The organism is Sphingobacterium sp., from assembly GCF_039596235.1.
GTDB lineage: Bacteria > Bacteroidota > Bacteroidia > Sphingobacteriales > Sphingobacteriaceae > Sphingobacterium.
The window spans coordinates 49572-67253 of the sequence record NZ_JBCNKE010000005.1 but is presented as its reverse complement, the minus strand read 5'-3'; the positions used below and the strand labels follow the sequence as shown (position 1 = coordinate 67253).

The window sequence follows — 17682 nt, the reverse complement described above, 5'->3', positions numbered from 1 at the left end:
ATCCTTAAATTAGTAGGTTTGTATATGGCAAATGGTATATTATATTTAATTCCTGTCCCTTTGAGCGATGACGCAGCATTTCAGTCTTTTACTCCTTATTTGGTAGAGACAATAAATACGCTGGATGAGTATATCGTGGAAAATGAGAAGACGGCAAGAAAGTTTCTGAAGTTAGCAGGACTTAAAATTCCCCAAAATGCATTGAAGATACACGATTATGGGAAACATGTTCGGGACAAAGGAAATATTAATGACTTTTTTGATGGTCTTAAACAAGGTCGAAATGTCGGTTTGATGTCCGAGGCTGGTTGTCCGGGGGTAGCCGATCCTGGCGCTTCTATTGTTGCTCATGCTCATCAGCTTGGAATTAAAGTGGTACCATTGGTTGGTCCCAGCTCCATCTTGCTTGCACTTATGGCTTCGGGATTTAGTGGGCAGAAATTTGCTTTCCATGGTTATTTACCTATCGATAAAAACGAGCGTACAAAAAAGATCAAAGATCTGGAACTGCAATCCATGCGTGAGAAACAAACTCAGATTTTTATTGAAACACCTTTTCGAAACAATCATCTTTTGGAAGATCTTCTCAAAACCTGTAAATCCAGTACTCAGCTTTGTGTCGCGTGTAATGTGACTTCGGCAGACGAATCTATAAAAAGTCTGACTGTTGCTGAATGGAAAAAACAGAAAGCGGATTACCATAAAAAACCGACAATATTTTTGCTGTATGTCTAATAAGTTATGTTGAGTTCTCCCCTACCCTGCTTTAGCTGTTGAGGCAGTTTTAATATGAAATCTCTCTTTAAATAAGGATAAAGCTAGGTGTAGTTTTGTGAGTAATTACTCACATATGTCATTTTCGACTGAAAAATGGAAAACGCTTATTGGAACATAGCAAATTGTTGAGTAGATTTAGGAGGAGTGATGTGTCAATTTGACTAAACATAATGTGATGAAATTTAATAAATTAGGTTATTTTATATTGTTTTTTTCATTAGTTGTAGGCTTAAAATCTGCTTATGCACAGCAAACTACTTATGTTATTGTACATGGTGCCTGGGGTGGCGCCTGGCAATTTAAAAAGACAGCAAATGAATTGGAGAAAAAAGGTCATAAAGTTTATAGACCCACACTAACAGGGCTAGGTGAACGTTATCACTTAGCAGATACTTCCATTCGTTTACAGACCCATATCAATGATGTTATCAATACGATATTATTTGAAGATTTGCGGGATATTGTACTGGTTGGCCACAGCTATGGTGGAATGGTTATAACCGGAGTTGCGGATAGCCTTCCAGATCGGATAAAAAAGTTGGTATATTTAGATGCCATTCTTCCGGAGGATCAGGAGTCCGTTCTGACTTTGATGGGTAAGGCGGATGGCAACAATGGACTTTTAAAATATGGGAAAGAAGGTTTTATTATTCCATTTTGGGTAAAAGACGATACGAAGTTTCCGCGGGATGTCCCCCACCCTTTGAAGACGATGAGCGATGGAATCAATTTAAATAATCCGGAAAGGGAGAAAATTCCGGCAACCTATATCCTGACCTACGAGGGAGATCAGCCCATGGAAAAAGATGATTTTTTTCAATTTTATGCGAAAGCAAAAAAGAAGCATTTCAAAACTATTGAATTGATCGGTGATCACAACCCGCAAATAAAAAAGCTGAAAGAATTAGTAGATTTGTTATTACAGGAACGATAAATAAGAGTAAGATTTCAATGTCACAAGAAGAATTAATAAAAGAGTTAAGTAAACCTGAAGTATTATACGCGGCGTTAGGCCTCGTTGTTATACGCATTATTATTTGGTTGTTATTTGCGAATACCATTCGTAGGACGTTAAACCTGATAGCAGTAGAAAATAGATTGATGACACCCAATCAATCTTGGCTGGTAGCCGTTCCTTTAGTCAATATTTATTGGAATTTTCAAGTCGCTTCCCGTTTGAGAGATTCTCTTATCAATGAGTTTTACGACCGCAAGATCGCGGTTGAGGAAAATCCGACATTTCGGAAAGGATCATTATATGCATGGATTTACCTGGCGACAAATATTCCGTTGCCGATTGCTATTTCAGGCGTGCTGGTTATCATGCACTTTGTCACCTTGGCTAACTATTGGTTTAATATCAGCTCAAATCGTAGAATTTTGGAAGAACATGATAAATTTCGAGAAAAGGAGGCTATTATAAACGATGAAAATTAAAGCGGTTATTCAATATCTGGAGCAGTTGGCTCCATTGGATTTGCAGGAGACTTACGATAATGCAGGATTGATTGTCGGCAAAGCAGATCAGGAGATTACCAAAGTATTGATTTCGTTGGATTGTACGGAGGAGGTAGTACAGGAAGCGATCGAAAAGGGATGTAATTTGATTATTTCACATCATCCCATTGTTTTCAAAGGATTAAAAAAATTCAATGGAAAGAACTATGTAGAACGAACGGTCATAAAAGCAATAGAAAATAGAATTGCGCTCTATGCGATACATACCAATTTGGACAATGTCACTGGCGGGGTCAATTCCAAAATAGCTGATAAACTGGGACTGGTTAATCAGGCGATATTGGAATCCAAGCCAAATGTACTACGCAAAATGGTGGTATTTGTCCCCAGGAGTCATGTAGAAGAAGTCCGGAAAGCTTTGTTTGATGCCGGAGCCGGTCAAATTGGAAAACATTACGATCAATGCAGTTTTAATACTGCCGGTTATGGAAGTTTTAGGCCTTTGGCGGGGGCTGAGCCCGCTATTGGCGAAATAGGAACACAGGAACGTGTCGAAGAGACACGCATTGAAGTGATCTATAAACGTTCGATTGAAAGAAAACTTCTTTTGGCTCTCTATGAAGCACATCCTTACGAAGAAGTTGCATATGATCTTTTCGATTTACAGAATACAGCTGGAGAAATTGGAGCTGGAATGATTGGTAATTTATCCGAGCCCATGGATGAATTGGGATTTTTGGCTTATTTGAAAGAGAATCTCAAGCTAAATGTAATTCGCCATACAGCCCTTCTGGGAAAGAAGGTGAGTAGAGTTGCAGTTTGCGGTGGTGCAGGTAGCTTCCTATTGGGGGCGGCAAAGCGTTCTGGTGCTGATTTTTTTGTCACAGCAGATTATAAATATCATGAGTTTTTTGATGCAGAAGGTGAGATTGTCATTGCAGATACGGGACATTTTGAGAGCGAACAATTTACACAAGAATTATTGTACGACATTATTACGAAAAAATTTCCTAACTTTGCAACCTTAACAACAGAAATAGATACAAATCCTATAAAATACTACAGTTGATGGAACAAACCGTAGAACAAAAATTGAAAGCATTATGGCTTTTGCAAGCCATACATACTAAAATAGACAAAATTCGCCAGGTTCGTGGTGAATTGCCTATGGAAGTTGCAGATCTTGAAGATGAGATTGCGGGTTTAGAAACTCGTATTGAGAAGATCAGAACAGACTTAGACGATTTAGAAGATTCAATCGTTAAGCGTAAAAACATGATTAAAGATGCCCAGGCTGCTATCAAGAAATATGAGTCGCAGTTAAATGAGGTAAAAAATAATCGTGAATATGACGCTATTTCGAAAGAAATTGAAATCCAAGGTCTTGAGATTCAGGTTTGTGAAAAAAGAATCAAAGAAGCAGAATTCGAGATTCGCAATAAAACAGAAAACTACGATGCTACCGTAGGTAACCTGGAATATAGCAAAAACGAACTTGAGGGTAAAAAGAAAGAATTGGAAACAATTACTTCTGAAACCCAAAAGGAAGAAGATGCGTTATTGGCTAAAGCTGCTGAAGCGGAAGCTAATATAGAAGAGCGTTTGGTAAAAGTTTATTACCGTTTGCGTAATTCTTTCAAAAATGGTTTGGCGGTCGTTTCTATCGATCGTGATAGCTGTTCAGGATGTCACAATAAAATCCCTGCTCAGATGCAATCGGAGATTCGTCAACGTAAAAAAATCATTATCTGCGAACATTGTGGTCGCGTTTTGGTAGACGAAGGTATCGTATTGGAAATTGAACAAGAATACGGTTTCTAATCGTTAATAACAGAATAAAGCCCTGCTCAAAAAGCAGGGCTTTTTTTTTAAGATATTTTTTATGCAACTTTGTTGATATACGAACTTATTTGTTTCATAAAATAGTAGCTTTGTATTGTAATTTTAACCTTTATATTTTTATGAAGTTGGTATGCGAATCGCAGGTACTATAAAGCAGTAGTTTCGCATATTAATTTTAACCATTGAAAATTTATGAATAAAACTCATTTTAAGTTTATTGCGGCACTTTTGATCGGTACTTCATTTCTACAGGTCAAAGGACAAGAGACTTTATTACTCCGAAATCCAAGCATCAGTGCCAGTAATATCGCTTTTGTCTACGGTGGAGATATCTGGTTAGCAGACAAGAATGGTGCAAACCCGAGACGTCTGACCACAAATCCCGGTGTCGAACAAAATCCGATGTTCTCCCCTGACGGGAAGAAAATTGCTTTTACGGGCAATTATGATGGTAACACCGATGTGTACGTTCTTCCTATTGAAGGAGGAGAGCCTCAACGTATTACCTATCATCCTTCTTCGGATGTATTACGTGGCTGGTTGAATAATGATGAAGTATATTATACCACATCACGTGATTTCACCTATGCGCTAAGCCCACGCTTATATAGTTCTAATATTCAGCGACTGGGAATGGATAAGGCTTTATTGATGCCCGAAGCAACGCAAGGCAGCCCTTCCGCAGATGGGCGCTATTGGGCTTATATTAAAAATACTGATCCAACGGAGCGCGATCGTGTAGCGTTCAAACGCTACCGTGGTGGAGGTACACCTACCATTTGGATCTTTGATACAAAAACCAAGGAAATAGAAGCCATTCCACAGGTAAAAAGCAACGATGTCAAACCCCTATGGTTAGGTAACAAGGTATATTTCCTATCAGATCGCGATAAAATAGTAAATATTTTCAGTTATGATACCAAGTCAAAGAAAGTTGAAAAGCTGACTGATTTCAAAGATTATGATGTTCGCTCGCTAAATGGAAATGGCAATGAATTGATTTTTGAATACGCAGGCATTTTGAATACATTAAGCCTGAATAACAATAATAAGATAACTGCCCTACACATTAGTGTACATACGGATGCCATGTTTAAGCGTCCTTTTTACAAAAATATCAAGGAAGACATTCGCTATGTGGCACTGTCTCCTACCGGTCAACGTGCCCTGTTTGAGTCACGGGGAGAGATCTTCACTGTACCTAAGGAAAAAGGTGAAGCCCGTAATTTGTCGAATTCTCCGGGCTCACACGAACGTTTTCCAGATTGGTCACCAAATGGAAAATGGGTTTCTTATATTTCGGATAAAAATGGCGCTTACCAGTTAGTTTTAGTGGATCAGTTTGGAAAAGATCAGCCATTGTATTTCAATCTGGGCGAAACGAATTTTTATTTTGAACCTACCTGGTCTCCGGATTCAAAAAAGTTATTTTATAACGATGCCCATCTCAATCTATATTACATTGATATTGCATCGAAGGCTATTGTGAAGGTTGCAGATGATAAACTGAGTGGTCAAACCGGCAGAGTATCCAATCATTTCCAGCCTAGCTGGTCTCCAGACTCAAAATGGATTTCATTTACACGTACTTTGGAAAACGGCGTACCGGCAGTATTTATGTATAATTTGGATTCAAAGAAAACGCAGCAGATTACAGATGGTATGAGTTCTGTTCGTAGCACAGCTTTTTCACAGGATGGTAAGTATCTTTTCTTTACAGCAAGCACCAATACTGGATTAACCAATTCCGGTCTGCATATGTCGGCTACGCAACGTAATGTGGACTATGCTGTATATGCTTTCATTCTATCCAGCAAAACCCCTTCTTTCTTTAAGAACGAAAGTGATGAAGAACAGATTCGCGAAGAAAAGGCAGACAAACCAGTAGAAAAAGAGAGCAATAAAACGGCACGCGTAAAAGAGAACGATAAAAAAGCACCGAAAAATGATAAAAAGGAAGAAAATTCGGCAAACAAGCCCGAAGATAAATCCATTCAGGTAGATTTTGATCGCATCGAGAACCGTATTGTAGCTCTGCCTTTGCCGGTAGGTACCTATTGGAACCTGAATGGCCTGGTTCCAAACCAGTTGACTTACCAACGCGGCGGCACTATCGGTGCTTTCGATTTTAAAGAACTGGAAAATAAGACATTGGTTGAAAATGCACGGAGTTTTGTAATTAGTGCCGATGGCAAGAAAATGTTATATCAGACAGGAAATGGTTATAATATCGTGACAGCTGGACAGAAAGTTGCATCTCCAACTGCGGGCGCAATAAAATTGGATGGGATCCAACAGCTGGTAGACCCTGTCGCAGAATGGAAACAAGTTTTCAACGAGGTTTGGGCTATGCAGAAAGACTATTTCTATGTAGAGAACATGCATGGCGCTGATTGGAAAGCGATGAAAGCCAAATACGAAAAATTCCTACCATTTGTTAACCACCGTTCGGATTTAGGTTATTTGCTTAACGAAATGATGGGTGAAATGGTTGTTGGACATAACTATATTTATCCCGGAGATCAACCTTCCACTCCGTCGGTTTCGGTAGGTGTTTTGGGTGCAGACTATACAATCAAAAATGGTTATTATCAGATTGGAAAGTTATTTACACGTTTGGAATGGAATCCTTCTTTTAAAGCGCCGCTGGCAGAGCCGGGGTTAAATATCAAAGAAGGTGATTATATCGTTGCTGTAAACGGTATCGAATTAACCGAAGAAAAGGATATCTATAGTTTATTTGATAACACTGTAGGCAAACAGGTAACTTTAAAAATTAATTCCAAACCGTCGCAGGTTGGCGCCCGCGAAGTTGTTGTAAAACCAATTTCTTTTGCCGACGAAATGAGCTTGCGTAGCATGGAATGGGTGGAGCGCAACCGCAAGAAGGTTGATCAGTTAAGTAATGGGCAAATAGCTTACGTATACATGCCTAATACCGGACCGGAGGGTTATACCTACTTCAACCGATATTATTTCTCTCAGATGGATAAAAAGGCCCTTCTGATGGACGAAAGAAACAATGGTGGTGGTTGGGTAGCCGATTATGTCATTGATTTACTATCTCGGGAATTAATTTCCGGCTGGGGCATCCGCGATGGTAGAGGTTTTACGACACCAGGCAATGGTATTTATGGTCCAAAAGCAATGATCATCAATGAAAATGCGGGTTCGGGTGGTGATATGATGCCTTATATGTTCCGTTTTAAAGGTCTTGGTAAGCTGGTTGGCCGCACAACAATGGGTATTCTGGTCGGTATCAGTGGCTATCCGCCGTTGTTGGATGGTGGACGTATTACCTCACCTAACTTTGGTGTATATGATCTGAAAGGAAACTGGATTATAGAAAATGAAGGTGTTGCTCCAGATATCTTTGTTGAGCAATTACCGAAAGATTTGTTAGAGGGACGTGATCCACAATTGGAAAGAACGGTGAAGATTTTATTGGAAGAAATGAAAACTTATCCTTACAAAAATCTACAGAAACCAGCAGATCCAATACGGGTAAATTAATAAGTCAATATCGATAGAGAAAAGGTTGTATTTATAAAGTCGATTTTGGTAAATCTTCGCAAATTTTGGTTTTGAGCAAATAATTGGTTTACTAAAACGGGCAATTTTCAGATCGAAAATTGCCCGTTTTTCATTCTCAAAAAGTCATCTTGAGCTGGCAACCAAATTTTTTATATCGTACTGTCGACCTCTATCTCACTAAGAAAAGGTCTCCTTTATATAGTGCTTTTTTATGGTGTTTAATAAATATTCCTTTGTTTAAAATAGTTTTAGGTCATTTGTTGCTTCGTGTTCAATAGCCTCAGATCCGGAAAGCTTGATTGAATTGTGACTACTTTATAAAGTAACATGCTTTTATTGTTATCTTTAAAGCATATTTAAAATTTATGTACCCCGAGCAAACTACATCCCCATTTCAATCTTTATTGCGTCTGGTCCTGTTGGTCATAGGATTTACCTTTCTCTCACAGGTTATTGGTATCCTTATCCTTTTTTTCTACTACAAATTTACAGGGCAGGTATTCTCATTGGCCATACTTATGCAGGGTTCCCCAAATGAAATGCGTTTTTTGTTATTGTTGAGTAGTCTCGGATCCTTTGTTGTACCAGCTTATCTGATGAATACACGGGAGGGGTACGGAATCCGTTATTTTAAGCAGGAATATCAGCCGCGGGCAAAGCAGTTTGCTTATATCTTTTTCGCTATGCTTGCTTTTATGCCAATGATGAGTTTAATCGGACATTGGAATGAATCCTTACAGCTGCCGGACAATATGCGATCCGTGCAGGTTTGGATGGAACGTAGTGAGCGGGAATCGGGCGATCTGATTGAGGGGATTATCGTAGAAACAAGTTTTGTCGGATTTCTGTTTAACTTGGTTGTTTTGGCTTTGATACCAGCAATAGGTGAAGAGCTATTATTTCGCGGTATCCTTCAAAATATTGTCGGAAGATGGATATCCAATCCCCATGTAGTCATCTGGATTGTAGCTATTGTTTTTAGTGCCATACATCTGCAGTTTTTTGGCTTTATACCACGGATGTTATTGGGGGCATTTTTTGGTTACCTCTATCTGTGGGGCAAAAATATCTGGTTACCTATTTTCGGCCATTTCGTCAACAATGCAGGGGCTACAATCATGGCATTTTATTATACCAGAAATGGTAAAAGCTATGATGAAATCAATGCATTTGAAGTGCAATCTTGGTGGATATATGTTGTAGCCTTCATTTTTACTGCTATTTTTGTATTCTTATTTTATCTGTCAACACAAAAAGAAAACCATGGAGAACGACTGGAAGAAAATTAAAACATACACAAATGCTATTCAGGCTGAAATAGTAAAACAGATGCTGGAGGAGAACGGTATTCCTACTGTGGTATTGAATAAACAGGATTCTTCTTATCTGTTTGGAAAAATAGAGCTGTATGTGAATAAAAATTCGGTTGAAACTGCCGAAAGATTGATGGAAGAAGCAGCGGGAGAAAATTAGAATGAAGACAAGAGCGATAACCGGAGCCATTTTTGTAGCTGTCATGGTGGCATCTACCTTATTCGGGCCATATTTATACAGCGTTTTTTTTACCCTATTGAGTGCATGGTGCCTATTTGAGTTTTATGGAATCGTATCGTCGGAAGAGCGAGCACCCAATAAGGTACTGGGAATTATTTTAGCGACGACATTATTTGCACTAGGATCTATGGTAGCCATGGGTGATTTGGCACCTAAATTCCTATGGCTTATTACACCATTGGTTAGTTTGACGTACATTTTTTCACTTTTTCAAAAACGAAGTTTTCCTTTTAGTGATATCGCCTATACATTTTTGGGAATCTGTTATGTCACCTTACCTTTCTTCCTTTTTGCGCAACTAGGCTTTATCAATGGCGTATTCAATCATTATATTCCGCTTGGGTTTTTAATATTGCTTTGGACGAATGATACTGGAGCATATCTAGCAGGGCGGAGTTTTGGAAAGCATAAACTGTTTGAACGTATCTCTCCAAAAAAGACCTGGGAGGGATTCTTTGGGGGCTTTATTTTGGCCATTGTTGTCGCGATAAATCTTGAAAAATATTTTGGAAGTTTGCCCTTGTGGCAATGGATAATCGTGGCCATGATCATTAGTATTGTTGGTACATTGGGAGATCTGGTTGAATCGATGCTCAAGCGGAGCTTACATGTTAAGGATTCGGGTAATATCTTACCCGGACACGGCGGTTTTCTCGATCGTTTTGATGGCTTGTTATTGGCTGCGCCGATGGTCTATGTTTTCTTAATTTTAATCAGTTAGAAGAATTATGAGTCATATTCAAAAATCTACCTTTGATTTTTTGACAGAATTAAAGGAAAATAATTCAAGGGAGTGGTTTGCGGAGAACCGGGAAAAGTATGAATCTGCACTGGCAGATGTACGGAGTTTTATAACTGACTTAATCGCTGCACTTAGTGAATTTGATCCAAAAATAAATACCTCTATTCAAGCCAATAAATGTTTATTCCGTATCTATAGAGATACCCGGTTTTCAAATGACAAAACTCCTTATAAGACGTGGTTCGGAGCCGGAATATCTGTTGACGGAAGAAAGCTCCATGGTCCCGAATATTATATTCATATCGGCGCCGAAAATTCATTTATAGCCTGTGGTTATTGGCGACCGGAAAAACCGCATCTAGAAGCGATTAGGCAGGAGATTGACTATAATGGTGAACAAATAGCAACAATTCTGAACCGTACATTGGATGATGGAAAAATAACGCTGTTTAAACAAGATCTACTTAAACGTGCTCCGGCCGGTTACGCTGAGGATAACCCTTACATAGATTTTATCAAGCTAAAAAGTTTTGTTTTGGATCAATCCTTGTCAATTAAAGACCTGTCAAACACAAACGCATTGGATAATATCATCGCCTCTTATAAAAAGATGTTACCCTTCAAGGAGTTTTTACAAGAGGCGATCGACAGCGAATAGTCTACTGTGGTAGGCTGATTTTGCCCATACATACGGCTGGAGAATCTTTTATATGTGTGACATTGGATTTGTTTCCCACAAGAGTTTCATTGGCCAATAGGGCAAAAAGAACAGCTTCTTTCGCATCAGGGTCGATACCCAGAGTGGCGAAACTGTCTACCTTGATGTCCGGTAGATTCGCTTTGATGTAGTCAAAAAGCAAAGGGTTATGTAATCCGCCACCACTGATATATACCGAAACATTGGATAAGCCAGTGGCCTGTTTGCGGATGCCATTGATCATCGCCTGTGCTGAAAAGCGATTGAGCGTGGCCATAACATCTTCTGCTGATAAACCTAAAGTTTCTGAACGTCTTTGAGCCTCTTTCAGGTAATCCAGATTGAATAATTCCGGTCCTGTTGTTTTAGGAAACGCTAGATTTAGAAATTCTTCGGCGAGGAGCCGCTCCAATAGCGATTCATTAACTGTACCTTTTTTTGCAACGATAGCATCTCTGTCCATCTCCTGATTAAAATGAGCTTTCATATACTGGTTCATCATTGTATTTCCCGGCCCCAGATCTGTTGCATAGGCTTCCAGATTATTTTGATGACTTGGTATAAAAGTGAAATTGGAAATACCGCCTATATTTAGTAAAAATCTGTTTTCCGTGGGATGGGAAAAAAGGAGGTAATCCCCATAGGCTGCCAAAGGTGCCCCCTCTCCTCCTGCAGCAATGTGCTTTTGTCTAAAATCCGATAATGTAATTATTCCCGTATGTTTCGCTATATGGTCTCCATCGCCGATTTGTAGCGTACTATTGGGCCAATTTTGGTCTTTCGTTAACGATTGCGGTGCGTGGTAGACCGTTTGTCCATGACTAGCTATACAATCTATCTGATCAGCTGAAATGTTCCAGCTAGCCAATGCTTGATTGATCAGGTTCGCGTGGGTGATACCTACGTATGCATTAAGTCCCGACAGTAACTGCTGGTCGATGGTCCTTTTGGCGAATATTTCACGGACTTTGGTTCTAAAAATATCTTCATAGTCCATTGTAATAAACTTTTCTAAACTTATCTTGGTAGCCTTTCCCGCGTTTTCAATTCGGCATAATGCGACATCAAGTCCGTCTAAGGATGTTCCTGACATTAAGCCAATAATAAAACGCTCCTTTTTTAGCGCGATCTGATAAAGTTTTTCGATTTGCGGATTCATAATCTAAAAATAAACACAAAAATGTTATAATGAATATCATTTTTGACAATTGAAGATATTTTGTAACTTCACGGCATTAAAAATCAAAAAATTAGATACAATGAATTTTCCAGCAGAATTGAAATACACCAAAGATCACGAATGGATTCGTGTTGAAGGTGATGAAGCAGTTGTAGGGATTACCGATTTCGCTCAACGTGAATTGGGTGACATCGTTTTTGTTGACATTAATACTGTAGGTGAGGAAGTTGCCGCAAATGAAGTTTTCGGTACAATCGAAGCTGTAAAGACAGTTTCTGATCTATTTTTACCTGTAGCAGCTACAATTTTATCGGTTAACGAGGCAATTGATGCTTCTCCTGAACTGGTGAATTCTGATCCTTATGGCGAAGGCTGGATTGTCCGTGTTAAATTAAATAACGCAGCAGATGTGGAAGCATTATTATCTGCAGATCAATACAAAGAAGAAATCAACGCATAATATCGGCGTGACAAAAAAAGACGGGGGTAATTTTTATAATCACCCCCGTCTTTTTTTATTAAAAGCATCTATTTTATTGATTCGTATTTTTTCACGAAATGATCTATTCACTTGCTGCGATAGGTATATCGGCCGTAAGGAACCGTCAATCGTTGCCATCTACTGGCATTTTATGACCGTTTTAATCTTTGCTTCGGGCATATCGACATCACTTGTCATTTCCGTTATTTTAGTCAGACAAGTCTTCTTATCCAATACATAGAACCCTTGCATGTTACCCACTTGTTTTGCATCAGATCCAAACATCTTCCCCTCCACATTTACTTTATAGCCTTGCTCATTTACTTCTGCAAGTGTCATTTTGTTTTCGATTAATAGACCCGATTCCTCTGATTCGGCTTTTGAAGTCCATGATTCTCCGACGCCAATAGGATTCTCTGGTAGTACTGTGCTGATATTTTCAAACATACTTCGATCAAAAGGAAGACTGACCCCCTCTGGCAATGTAATATCTGAGGATTTTCCCAATTGGTCTATGGAGAAGCTAATTTTACTATCTACCAATTTCCCTACTGTAGCATGCATCTGCTTCGAAAATTCATTTGCTTCTGGATTTTTGGAGTCGTAAGTCATTTCCATAGCCTCGCCACTCATTTTCATATTGATACCGGTATATTTAAGTTCAAATAAAAATGAATTATCTTTCTTAGCTGTATTTGTGATATCAAATCCCATTGTTAAATCTGTCACAATCTTTTGTCCATTAGTTTCGATATCCATGGCCATGATAACGTTTTGCGCTACTTTCTTGCTCTCGTCGGGGTTCACCCGAAGCGTGTATTTCTTTTGCGCGGATACAGATAGGGCGATCAATGCAATTAAAGCAGTTGAGGCCATTGTTTTTAGTTTTTTCATCAATTGGATTTTTTATTGTTAATAACAGGACAGGTAAATATAAAAAAAATCCCTTTTACGTCAGTAAAAGGGATTGTTATTTGATTCAAAAAGAATTCGGTTATTTTTTGATGTAAGATACTTCTTTTACGGCTTTCACTACTTTTTCTACGCTAGGTAACGCAGCTTCGATCAAAGTTGGTGCATAAGGAAGAGGTACATCAGCACAATTTACACGGATTACCGGAGCGTCCAAATAATCAAATGCATTGCGTTGTACATTAAATGCTAGGTCGGTAGAGATGGATGCCAAAGGCCAAGCTTCTTCTACGATAACCAGACGGTTTGTTTTCTTTACAGATTCAATAAGCGTAGGGTAATCAATAGGACGTACAGAACGCAAATCGATCAATTCTACACTGATACCTTCTTTTTTAAGTTCTTCAACTGCAGGAATTACAACACGAGGGAGCATTTTACCGAAAGAAACAACAGTAACATCAGTACCTTCCTGAATGATGTTTGCTTTTCCGATTTCTAAGTAGTATTCCTCTTCAGGGACTTCACCTTTATCGCCATACATAACCTCAGATTCCATAAAGATAACTGGATCTGGATCAATGATAGCAGATTTCAATAAACCTTTAGCTTCGTAAGGGTTAGAAGGAACAACCACTTTTAAACCCGGTGTATTTGCGAACCAGTTTTCAAAGTTTTGAGAGTGCTGTGCAGCTAGCTGACCTGCATTTCCTGTTGGGCCACGGAAGACCATCGGAATAGAAAACTGTCCACCGCTCATGGAGTGGATTTTTGCAGCAGCATTGATCACCTGGTCAATTGCAACAAGTGAAAAGTTGAATGTCATGAATTCAACAATTGGTTTTAAACCGTTCATTGCTGCACCAACAGCGATACCAGCAAAACCAAGTTCAGCAATAGGTGTATCAATGATACGTTTTGCGCCGAATTCCTCAAGCATACCTTGGCTCACTTTATAAGCACCGTTATACTCAGCAACTTCTTCACCTAATAAAAATATTTTGTCGTCTTTACGCATTTCTTCGTTCATTGCTTCACGAAGTGCTTCTCTGAATTGTATTTCTCTCATCAGTTGTAAAATAGTGTCAATTTTTAGATCACAAATCTACTATTTAAAATTGATATTTTGAAGATTTGACTAGCTTAAATGTATAGTTTTATGTCATTTTTTAATAAGTAAATGACTTTTGTATTAAATTTTGGAAAATAAGTCAGGTAAGAAATCCAAGGTTTGTATAAGTGCCTTATTACTATTCATTATAGCCAGCGGAATGTTCCACGTGGCACGGTTTCTTTTTTCGACGTAATTGGAGATACCACGAAGTTCGATCACCGGGAGTTTCATTTTATCGGCAGCAAAGAAAACTGCTGCGCCTTCCATGCTTTCGATACAGCTGTTGGGCTGTAGCTGTTGTACTTTTGCAATACTGTCGGCATTCCCATGTACCTTATTTACTGTAATGCCATATCCCTGGGGCAAAAAAGGGAGTGATACCTTTTTGCCGTGAAGCAAAGAAGACTCAAATGTCGATTTTCCGTAGCCCAACTGTTCGATCGGGATAAACTGTAGGTCATCTTCTGCCCCCAATTCTACCAACGATTCCGCAATGACCTGCACCACCGCACCTATTTTCAAGTTGCGGTCAAAGCAGCCTCCAATGCCCACATTGATAAGTAGGTCATATTTGTTTTCGTATAGTACTCTTCCTAATTCAAATGCTGTCGCAACCATCCCTACACCGGTGATCAGCGTGTCACAATTGGGGTAATTGGCGGCAACTTCCAGAAAAGGCTGAATTTCGAATGCTGTGGCAGCTATAATTAATATCCTCATGATAGACCTTTTTAAATTAGTAGCGAAAATTACGAATTATCGCCGAGTCTTCGGACTTAAAATACAACCAGCAGACTCATCACTTGTTAATTATATTACCCTATTCTGACGGCATTCCTAAAATAGAAATGTTAAAATTGGGCTCAAAGCCGTATCTTTGTATTATTATGATATTTATAACTCGTCGTGAACGTTTTTGTGCAGCACACAAGCTGTATCGTGAAGATTGGAGCAATGAACAAAACGAACAAGTGTTCGGGCTCTGTTCTAATCCAAATTGGCATGGGCACAATTATGACCTTTTTGTCACAGTCAAGGGGGAGGTAAATCCTGAAACTGGTTTTTTGATCGACTTAAAGATCATGAAAGAAATTATCAATCACAGTATCATTGATAAAGTGGATCATCGTAATTTCAACCTGGATGTTGAGTTTATGAAGGGTGTCATGGCTTCTACCGAAAATATCGCTATACAGATATTTAAGATTCTGAAACCACAGTTTGAAGCGCATGGAGTGGCACTGCATAGTGTTCGTTTGCACGAAACCGAAAATAACTACGTCGAATATTTTGGCGATTAATCTTTAATACATTTAAATAGTAGAAACTATGAGTCAACACTCATTTGACAGCGAAGAGTTGGATGGATATATTAAGATCGACAAATACAATACTGAAAAAGTAGATCGCATCGCTTCTCATTATACGGATATCTTGGAATGCCTAGGAGAGGATCCCAAGCGTGAAGGCTTGGTAAAGACTCCCGAACGTGTGGCCAAAGCCCTACAGTTTTTGACACATGGATATGATATCGATGCGGCTGAAGTGCTCCGAGGAGCCATGTTTGAGGAAGATTATAGCCAGATGGTAGTTGTAAAGGATATCGAGGTATACTCTTTATGCGAGCACCATATGTTACCTTTCTTTGGAAAAGCCCATATTGCTTATATTCCGAACGGACATATTGTGGGATTGAGTAAAATTCCGCGTGTGGTGGATATTTTCGCCCGTCGTTTGCAGGTACAGGAACGTCTTACCAACGAGATCCGGGATTGTATTCAGGAAACGTTAGGTGCTCGTGGTGTTGCCGTTGTTATGGAGTGTAAACATATGTGTATGGCCATGCGCGGTGTGCAAAAACAAAATTCGGTAACGACTACCTCCGCATTTACTGGAGCATTTCAAAACGACGTGACCCGATCCGAATTTTTACGCTTGATCACAGCGGATCTTGCTTAATATTTTTATTGTTAAATAATAAAACACGCCCTCGAGATGAAGCTCTTCTCGAGGGCGTGTTTTTTGAAAAAATCTTAAAAAAAACACAAAATTCAAAAAATGGGGATATGGCGTTTTTGGGCTTTTAAGGCTAGTCGTTACAAAATTCCTTTACAAACTGATAATTATATGTAGTTGTTTTTCAGTGTTTTATAAAAAAATATTTTTATCATAAATATGTTTTTTGGTACCTTTGTGGTTATGGAAATTGTTGCCAACGATTTAGAGTCCTATTTGGAACATACTACAGACGATGAAAATTCGTTACTGAAAAGGGTAAATCGGGAGACATATTTGAAGGAAACAATGCCCCATATGTTATCTGGTCATTACCAGGGAAGAGTTCTTTCTTTATTGAGTAAATTGGTTGCTCCAAAACGTATTTTGGAGATCGGGACTTTTACGGGATATGCAACATTATGTCTCGCAGAAGGGCTTCAGCAAGATGGTGTTTTACACACCATCGATATCAATGAGGAGCAACAGGAACGGGTCCAAGGATATTTTGATGCGTCTGAATTCGCAGATAAGATCCGATATCATATTGGCGATGCAGCGGAGATCATACCTACATTGAATGAAACATTTGATCTGGTATTTATTGATGCTGATAAAAAGAGAAATTTATATTATTTCGAAACAATAATAAATCAAGTTCCGTCTGGGGGACTCATTTTGATTGACAACGTCTTATGGAAAGGTAAGGTGTTAGATTCAAAACCAGACAACCAAACAAAGCAGATCATTGATTTGAATGCACGTTTAGCTCAGGACAAGCGCGTAGAGAAGGTAATATTACCGATTCGAGACGGACTTTTTGCATTGCGCAAGAAGTAATTTGTGAACTAAAACATTCTTCATGAATTTAAAACAATTAAAAAGCTTTGTACTGGTACTGGCTTTAGCAACTTTTGGAATTTCAAAAGTTTCAGCTCAAAGTGCGGCATATGTCGATAAGTACAGTCCAATAGCAAAAGAAATGATGGAGGAACACGGTGTTCCGGCATCGGTTATCTTAGCCATCGCTATGCATGAAAGCGGAAATGGTGGTAGCAGGATAGCAAAAAATTTGAACAACCATTTTGGTGTCAAAGGAAAGAATAACAGCACTGTTATTCGATCAGCTTACAAAGGTTATCGGTCTGTATTAGACTCGTATGATGACTTTGTAGGAATAGTAAAGAGAAAAAAGACTACCCAAAGCCTTTTTGAAAAACATCCAGGTGAAAAATATGAAGCTTGGGTAAAGGCAATAGCTCGTTCAGGTTACTCCACGAGTAGAGACTGGACAGCGAAAGTACTTAAAACGATCAAACTCTATCACCTTGATATGTTTGATAACGATTCCAAGCAAAATAAGTTCTCGTCTACTAAAAAATAAGCACGACAGTAT

19 protein-coding genes are annotated in these 17682 nt (G+C 38.9%); 15 read left to right on the top strand and 4 right to left on the bottom strand.

What is annotated here, in order from left to right; genetic code table 11:
• The first annotated feature begins 24 nt into the window (after positions 1-24).
• From ABDW32_RS12240 to ABDW32_RS12195, 10 genes are all read left to right on the top strand, one after another.
• A complete protein-coding gene (locus ABDW32_RS12240; RefSeq protein ID WP_343562761.1) occupies positions 25-735 on the top strand; it encodes an SAM-dependent methyltransferase in 711 nt (236 codons plus the stop codon).
• A gap of 217 nt (positions 736-952) precedes the next feature.
• Positions 953-1711 carry an alpha/beta hydrolase gene (locus tag ABDW32_RS12235; RefSeq protein ID WP_343562759.1) on the top strand — a complete coding sequence of 253 codons (759 nt, stop codon included), beginning with the start codon at positions 953-955 and terminating at the stop codon, positions 1709-1711.
• A 17-nt stretch (positions 1712-1728) separates the two neighbouring features.
• Positions 1729-2214: a hypothetical protein gene (locus ABDW32_RS12230; RefSeq protein WP_343562757.1), complete on the top strand. Its 486-nt coding sequence runs from the start codon at positions 1729-1731 to the stop codon at positions 2212-2214.
• Positions 2204-3304 (top strand): Nif3-like dinuclear metal center hexameric protein, encoded by a 1101-nt coding sequence (locus tag ABDW32_RS12225; RefSeq protein WP_343562755.1) that lies wholly within the window; start codon positions 2204-2206, stop codon positions 3302-3304. Before ABDW32_RS12230 ends, ABDW32_RS12225 begins: the two co-directional genes overlap by 11 nt.
• Positions 3304-4056: a C4-type zinc ribbon domain-containing protein gene (locus ABDW32_RS12220; RefSeq protein WP_077436898.1), complete on the top strand. Its 753-nt coding sequence runs from the start codon at positions 3304-3306 to the stop codon at positions 4054-4056. Before ABDW32_RS12225 ends, ABDW32_RS12220 begins: the two co-directional genes overlap by 1 nt.
• Positions 4057-4269: 213 nt before the next feature.
• On the top strand, positions 4270-7590 hold the full coding sequence (locus ABDW32_RS12215; protein ID WP_343562751.1) for a PDZ domain-containing protein: 3321 nt from the start codon (positions 4270-4272) through the stop codon (positions 7588-7590).
• A 386-nt stretch (positions 7591-7976) separates the two neighbouring features.
• The gene (locus ABDW32_RS12210) at positions 7977-8900 is read left to right on the top strand and encodes a CPBP family intramembrane glutamic endopeptidase (protein ID WP_343562750.1); all 924 of its coding nucleotides are present in this window, start codon (positions 7977-7979) and stop codon (positions 8898-8900) included.
• The gene (locus ABDW32_RS12205; RefSeq protein ID WP_343562749.1) at positions 8875-9084 is read left to right on the top strand and encodes a DUF2007 domain-containing protein; all 210 of its coding nucleotides are present in this window, start codon (positions 8875-8877) and stop codon (positions 9082-9084) included. The genes ABDW32_RS12210 and ABDW32_RS12205 overlap by 26 nt, the downstream gene beginning before the upstream one ends.
• Before the next feature lies 1 nt (position 9085).
• Positions 9086-9886, top strand: coding sequence for a phosphatidate cytidylyltransferase (locus ABDW32_RS12200; protein WP_343562747.1), 801 nt, complete (start codon positions 9086-9088; stop codon positions 9884-9886).
• Positions 9887-9893: 7 nt separating this feature from the next.
• Positions 9894-10565: a DUF2461 domain-containing protein gene (locus ABDW32_RS12195; protein ID WP_343562745.1), complete on the top strand. Its 672-nt coding sequence runs from the start codon at positions 9894-9896 to the stop codon at positions 10563-10565.
• Position 10566: 1 nt separating this feature from the next.
• On the opposite strand, the gene ABDW32_RS12190 is transcribed toward ABDW32_RS12195, so the two are convergent.
• Positions 10567-11763, bottom strand: a complete 1197-nt coding sequence (locus ABDW32_RS12190; RefSeq protein ID WP_343562743.1) for an anhydro-N-acetylmuramic acid kinase — start codon at positions 11761-11763, stop codon at positions 10567-10569.
• A 100-nt stretch (positions 11764-11863) separates the two neighbouring features.
• On the opposite strand from ABDW32_RS12190, the gene gcvH reads away from it, so the two are divergent.
• Positions 11864-12244, top strand: a complete 381-nt coding sequence (gene gcvH / locus ABDW32_RS12185) for a glycine cleavage system protein GcvH (RefSeq protein ID WP_343562741.1) — start codon at positions 11864-11866, stop codon at positions 12242-12244.
• 159 nt (positions 12245-12403) lie between these two features.
• Here the strand turns inward: gcvH and ABDW32_RS12180 are convergent, their stop codons facing one another.
• From ABDW32_RS12180 to mqnB, 3 genes are all read right to left on the bottom strand, one after another.
• Positions 12404-13159, bottom strand: coding sequence for a DUF6263 family protein (locus ABDW32_RS12180; RefSeq protein WP_343562738.1), 756 nt, complete (start codon positions 13157-13159; stop codon positions 12404-12406).
• A 100-nt stretch (positions 13160-13259) separates the two neighbouring features.
• On the bottom strand, positions 13260-14246 hold the full coding sequence (locus ABDW32_RS12175) for a pyruvate dehydrogenase complex E1 component subunit beta (protein WP_343562736.1): 987 nt from the start codon (positions 14244-14246) through the stop codon (positions 13260-13262).
• A 123-nt stretch (positions 14247-14369) separates the two neighbouring features.
• A complete protein-coding gene (mqnB, locus tag ABDW32_RS12170; protein WP_343562734.1) occupies positions 14370-15011 on the bottom strand; it encodes a futalosine hydrolase in 642 nt (213 codons plus the stop codon).
• A gap of 167 nt (positions 15012-15178) precedes the next feature.
• Between mqnB and ABDW32_RS12165 the strand changes: the two genes are divergently transcribed.
• The 4 genes from ABDW32_RS12165 (at position 15179) to ABDW32_RS12150 (ending at position 17670) form a co-directional block, all read left to right on the top strand.
• On the top strand, positions 15179-15592 hold the full coding sequence (locus ABDW32_RS12165; protein WP_343562732.1) for a 6-carboxytetrahydropterin synthase: 414 nt from the start codon (positions 15179-15181) through the stop codon (positions 15590-15592).
• A 28-nt stretch (positions 15593-15620) separates the two neighbouring features.
• Positions 15621-16250 carry a GTP cyclohydrolase I FolE gene (folE, locus tag ABDW32_RS12160; protein ID WP_108635440.1) on the top strand — a complete coding sequence of 210 codons (630 nt, stop codon included), beginning with the start codon at positions 15621-15623 and terminating at the stop codon, positions 16248-16250.
• Positions 16251-16490: 240 nt separating this feature from the next.
• The gene (locus tag ABDW32_RS12155) at positions 16491-17126 is read left to right on the top strand and encodes an O-methyltransferase (RefSeq protein WP_077437018.1); all 636 of its coding nucleotides are present in this window, start codon (positions 16491-16493) and stop codon (positions 17124-17126) included.
• 22 nt (positions 17127-17148) lie between these two features.
• Positions 17149-17670, top strand: a complete 522-nt coding sequence (locus ABDW32_RS12150) for a glucosaminidase domain-containing protein (protein ID WP_077436911.1) — start codon at positions 17149-17151, stop codon at positions 17668-17670.
• The last annotated feature ends 12 nt before the right edge of the window (positions 17671-17682 follow it).

What these genes read in the sequence shown, in the direction of transcription:
- ABDW32_RS12240 (WP_343562761.1), top strand. Translation starts at nt 25, where the DNA reads ATGGCAAATGGTATATTATATTTAATTCCTGTCCCTTTGAGCGATGAC.
- ABDW32_RS12235 (WP_343562759.1), top strand. Translation starts at nt 953, where the DNA reads ATGAAATTTAATAAATTAGGTTATTTTATATTGTTTTTTTCATTAGTT.
- ABDW32_RS12230 (WP_343562757.1), top strand. Translation starts at nt 1,729, where the DNA reads ATGTCACAAGAAGAATTAATAAAAGAGTTAAGTAAACCTGAAGTATTA.
- ABDW32_RS12225 (WP_343562755.1), top strand. Translation starts at nt 2,204, where the DNA reads ATGAAAATTAAAGCGGTTATTCAATATCTGGAGCAGTTGGCTCCATTG.
- ABDW32_RS12220 (WP_077436898.1), top strand. Translation starts at nt 3,304, where the DNA reads ATGGAACAAACCGTAGAACAAAAATTGAAAGCATTATGGCTTTTGCAA.
- ABDW32_RS12215 (WP_343562751.1), top strand. Translation starts at nt 4,270, where the DNA reads ATGAATAAAACTCATTTTAAGTTTATTGCGGCACTTTTGATCGGTACT.
- ABDW32_RS12210 (WP_343562750.1), top strand. Translation starts at nt 7,977, where the DNA reads ATGTACCCCGAGCAAACTACATCCCCATTTCAATCTTTATTGCGTCTG.
- ABDW32_RS12205 (WP_343562749.1), top strand. Translation starts at nt 8,875, where the DNA reads ATGGAGAACGACTGGAAGAAAATTAAAACATACACAAATGCTATTCAG.
- ABDW32_RS12200 (WP_343562747.1), top strand. Translation starts at nt 9,086, where the DNA reads ATGAAGACAAGAGCGATAACCGGAGCCATTTTTGTAGCTGTCATGGTG.
- ABDW32_RS12195 (WP_343562745.1), top strand. Translation starts at nt 9,894, where the DNA reads ATGAGTCATATTCAAAAATCTACCTTTGATTTTTTGACAGAATTAAAG.
- ABDW32_RS12190 (WP_343562743.1), bottom strand. Translation starts at nt 11,763, where the DNA reads ATGAATCCGCAAATCGAAAAACTTTATCAGATCGCGCTAAAAAAGGAG.
- gcvH (WP_343562741.1), top strand. Translation starts at nt 11,864, where the DNA reads ATGAATTTTCCAGCAGAATTGAAATACACCAAAGATCACGAATGGATT.
- ABDW32_RS12180 (WP_343562738.1), bottom strand. Translation starts at nt 13,159, where the DNA reads ATGAAAAAACTAAAAACAATGGCCTCAACTGCTTTAATTGCATTGATC.
- ABDW32_RS12175 (WP_343562736.1), bottom strand. Translation starts at nt 14,246, where the DNA reads ATGAGAGAAATACAATTCAGAGAAGCACTTCGTGAAGCAATGAACGAA.
- mqnB (WP_343562734.1), bottom strand. Translation starts at nt 15,011, where the DNA reads ATGAGGATATTAATTATAGCTGCCACAGCATTCGAAATTCAGCCTTTT.
- ABDW32_RS12165 (WP_343562732.1), top strand. Translation starts at nt 15,179, where the DNA reads ATGATATTTATAACTCGTCGTGAACGTTTTTGTGCAGCACACAAGCTG.
- folE (WP_108635440.1), top strand. Translation starts at nt 15,621, where the DNA reads ATGAGTCAACACTCATTTGACAGCGAAGAGTTGGATGGATATATTAAG.
- ABDW32_RS12155 (WP_077437018.1), top strand. Translation starts at nt 16,491, where the DNA reads ATGGAAATTGTTGCCAACGATTTAGAGTCCTATTTGGAACATACTACA.
- ABDW32_RS12150 (WP_077436911.1), top strand. Translation starts at nt 17,149, where the DNA reads ATGAATTTAAAACAATTAAAAAGCTTTGTACTGGTACTGGCTTTAGCA.